Raw genomic sequence first — 1,869 nt, 5'->3', positions numbered from 1 at the left:
TAGTCAGCCGATTCGCGGCTTCCAGCCTGCGCAACGCCGGCTCGTGCCGATCGGGCTGCTCTGCCATGACGGCCGCGACCAGTTCGAACCGGTCTGCGCGGCCCCTCAGACGATTGAACCACAGCTCGTGCGCAAGCGGAACGAGCGGCACCCGGACGGGCGCCGCTTCCGTTCCGCCAAGCTTCAGCCATTCCGCATCCTTGAGCAGGCCGTCCGGCACCTTGACTTCATAACGCCCTTCGTTTGCGGAAACGACAAATCCGCCAACCAGCTCGACCGCGACTCCGGCAATCTCGTAGTGGCTTAAGAGAGACTCGTATATCGCTGTCACGCTCCGCACGGGCTTGTCCGTCGCATACGCCGCGAGCCGCTCATGAATAAGCCCGCAATCGCCGACGTCCGCATATATGTCCAAATCGCGCGGAGGCCTCGGCAGCGCGATGCCGCGCAGCATCAGTCCGGCACTTCCACCAACGACCCAGGAGGCGCCGGAGTCCGTAAGCCTGCGGGCAATCTCACCGAGCGCCCGTTCAATTGCATCGCTCTCCGTCATCGTTTCCACGTCCAATCTTAAAAATAAAACCGGTTGACGACGCGGATCGTGCCGGCGCCCGCCTTCACGATCGCTTGGCAGGCGAGCCGATAGCCTTGTTCCAGCTCCTCAGGCTCCAGCCTGTCCCATTCGGCGTCGGTGACGTCCTCAAGAAATCCCGCGCCCTCCTCGACGAAAGTTCGGCAGCGGGCACAAGTTCCCCGAGTACACGAATACCCCCAGTCGACACCGGCCTTTATCGCAAGATCCAATATCGTAAAGCCCGATTCTGCCTCTACCTGCGCCGATTTTGCCCGGCCTTTAAGCAGCAGCATTCCGTTCCACCCCCGTTTTGATGAATGTGTTCAAGCTATAGGATCGAGAACAAACCGGAAATAAAGCCGATAATGAGCAGGCCGAACGCCGTCAGCGTCAGCACAAGCCGGAGAAACCCTTTCGTTTTGGTCCTTGCAACGGTTATGACTACCGCCGAAATCGCCATTAGACCGATGCCGACGAGCGACACCCACATTTTTGTCATTGCATCCACTAAGCACACCAGCCTCGACGCGTACTATAATAAAATGGCGGCCCAAAAACCGCCTGCAAGCAATCAAATTATACCATGGCCGCCGCCATACGACAAAAGCCGGCCGGACGCAGCACATCGGCATACGGCCCGGCCGGCTCCACCTTCCGGCAAATCGTCACTTTTTAAGCATCATCTTCACGAGGGACTCCAGGTTGCTCAGGTTCATTCCGCTCTTCTTGACCGCATCGACAATATCGCCCACCGTGTCTTCCGACACAGGCACATTGGCCATCGTGGAAACTCGCTTGATCAGCTTTCGCAGCTCGGCCTCGTCCTGCATCGTATCCGAAGTTACGCCGCTCGCCAGCTGTTTGACCGCATTTTCGCTGATCGGCTTGCCGGTTTTTTTGTTAACGGCGTTCAGAACGTCTTTGGAGATGTTTTTTGCCATTTCTTCTCCCTCCTCCAAGGTGCTGCTAGCATCTTATGAACGGAGAAGGTGAATGGTGCAAGGCCCGGCCCGCCGGTCAGGAATGCCAGGCTTTCGACACCTCTTCGCTCTCGTGGGTGCGGCCTCGGCCCATTAAGTCCTCGACGGCCGCCTTGGGCGGCTTTTGTTCGAACAGAACGGCATATAATTGCTCCGAAATCGGCATTTGCACGTTATAGGCTTTGGCCAGCTCGTGCGCGACACGCGTTGTGCGGACCCCTTCCACAACCATGCCCATCCGTGACAGCACCTCTTCCAGCGGCAAACCCTGCGCAAGCATCGAGCCCGCCCGCCAATTGCGGCTGTGGCGGCTCC

General features: G+C 58.6%; 5 protein-coding genes. All 5 read right to left on the bottom strand.

What is annotated here, in order from left to right; translation table 11 throughout:
* Positions 1–553, bottom strand: a 553-nt coding sequence (locus tag BG52_RS16055) for a nucleotidyltransferase family protein (protein WP_190287501.1), incomplete at its 3' end; no start/stop codon positions are given.
* A 17-nt stretch (positions 554–570) separates the two neighbouring features.
* On the bottom strand, positions 571–867 hold the full coding sequence (locus BG52_RS08130; RefSeq protein WP_036582623.1) for a 2Fe-2S iron-sulfur cluster-binding protein: 297 nt from the start codon (positions 865–867) through the stop codon (positions 571–573).
* A gap of 35 nt (positions 868–902) precedes the next feature.
* The gene (locus BG52_RS08125; protein WP_036582625.1) at positions 903–1,082 is read right to left on the bottom strand and encodes a DUF2768 family protein; all 180 of its coding nucleotides are present in this window, start codon (positions 1,080–1,082) and stop codon (positions 903–905) included.
* Positions 1,083–1,239: 157 nt separating this feature from the next.
* Positions 1,240–1,515, bottom strand: a complete 276-nt coding sequence (locus BG52_RS08120) for a stage VI sporulation protein F (protein ID WP_036582627.1) — start codon at positions 1,513–1,515, stop codon at positions 1,240–1,242.
* Between the two features lie 76 nt (positions 1,516–1,591).
* Positions 1,592–1,869 (bottom strand): NAD(P)H-dependent glycerol-3-phosphate dehydrogenase (locus tag BG52_RS08115; protein WP_317628393.1); only part of this gene is annotated, 278 nt, incomplete at its 5' end.

The sequence above is a fragment of the Paenibacillus darwinianus genome (assembly GCF_000598065.1).
Lineage (GTDB): Bacteria > Bacillota > Bacilli > Paenibacillales > Paenibacillaceae > Paenibacillus_I > Paenibacillus_I darwinianus.
Note: the sequence above shows the minus strand (reverse complement) of the source record. Positions and strands in the feature narration are given on the sequence as shown.

Bases quoted from the DNA above. Each gene is read 5' to 3' on its own strand.
- BG52_RS08130 (WP_036582623.1), bottom strand. From the start codon at position 867: ATGCTGCTGCTTAAAGGCCGGGCAAAATCGGCGCAGGTAGAGGCAGAA.
- BG52_RS08120 (WP_036582627.1), bottom strand. From the start codon at position 1,515: ATGGCAAAAAACATCTCCAAAGACGTTCTGAACGCCGTTAACAAAAAA.